The organism is Mycobacterium sp. E1747 (assembly GCF_001667775.1).
Taxonomy (GTDB): Bacteria; Actinomycetota; Actinomycetes; order Mycobacteriales; family Mycobacteriaceae; genus Mycobacterium.
In genome coordinates, this window is record NZ_LZJI01000079.1 from 1 (window position 1) to 862 (window position 862).

At 66.2% G+C, this 862-nt stretch carries 1 protein-coding gene; it reads right to left on the reverse strand.

What is annotated here, in order from left to right:
- A partial coding sequence (locus tag A5695_RS08335; RefSeq protein ID WP_068077702.1) for a glycosyl transferase family 1 occupies positions 1-862 on the reverse strand: 862 nt, incomplete at both ends.

Sequence of the window (862 nt, forward strand, 5' to 3'; positions counted from 1 at the left end):
GGGATGTCGTCGAAGTCGCTCCAGCCGGCGCAGATCAGCGCCCGCTCGCCCAGATGCGCGCAGGCCCCACTGATCATCTCCACCATGTCGGACGGAGAACGCACCGGCATGCTGCCGAAGCCGAAGAAAATCGGCGGTGTTCCCGCGGAGATCCACGACGAGACGTCAGCGTCGACGTTAGTCGGCAACTCCATCGTCAGCGCGCCGACGAACGGTCGCCGAGGTTGCCATTTCGCCCATTCCGCTGCCAGGCCGGGGAAGACCACCTCGTCATATGCCTGAATCTCCAGCGACCCGCGTTCTGCGATCCGTCGGGTCCACGGTCTTGTGGCCGGCCGCAGACCCAGGGCACGGCGCTGTGCGTCATCGGCCTGCTTTGATGCGCGCCACAAGAGCCACTCGTAGACGATCATCGCGGCCCGACCCACGGGCGCGGGCAGGAAGGGCACGATCGCCCCGTTGGTCCGCCAGGGGAAGTGATGCAGCGTGGCCAGCGGAATCCCGCAGTATTCCGCGACGTTCGCGGCCGTGTCTTCATAATTCATGCCGGTGAGCAGCAGGGCGGCCCCGTCTGCCAAGGACGTCAGCGTCCTGCTGACCTCCGCTCGGCACAGGGTGAGGGGTTCCACGACTTCCCGCCACATCCGGTCGAGCTTCCGAACCTTCCAAGGGTTCTCGAACCAGTAAGTCCAGTAGTCGCGGTGCGGGTCGAGGACGGCCTTCAATTCCGGCCCATACGCGACGCCGGCCGGTCCGACCGACTCGACGAAGTCGACCATCTCGGGAGCGACAGCCATCGTCACGTCGTGTCCCCGCCGCACCAGCTCACGCCCGACAGTCAGGTAGGGTTCGACCTCGCCGC